Raw genomic sequence first — 252 nt, 5'->3', positions numbered from 1 at the left:
ACCTGAGCATGATCACACTTCCCGGAGGGCCCGGCCCCCTGCAAACGCTGCCGCCACCCGATCTGAGCAACCTGAGCGACAAAAATCCGCTGGCGACCGGCGGCCCACTCGCATCCGGCGCGATGAATTCGCCGATCGATTTCGGTCAGAGCGGCGGCAGCAGCACCGATCTTGCGGCGCTGCTCGGCCAGAACGGTGGCAATCCGCAGCAGAAGGTGGATAACGCTATCGCCCAGACGCTGACCCAGCTGA

The 252-nt window shown here is 64.7% G+C and carries 1 protein-coding gene; it reads left to right on the top strand.

Features of this window, described 5'->3' with window-relative positions:
* Nucleotides 1-252, top strand: a 252-nt coding sequence (locus tag MN204_RS21105) for a hypothetical protein (protein ID WP_249873004.1), incomplete at both ends; no start/stop codon positions are given.

The sequence above is a fragment of the Oceanobacillus saliphilus genome (assembly GCF_023522835.1).
Taxonomy (GTDB): domain Bacteria; phylum Bacillota; class Bacilli; order Bacillales; family Amphibacillaceae; genus Oceanobacillus; species Oceanobacillus saliphilus.
This window is presented reverse-complemented; position numbering and strand designations above follow the sequence as displayed.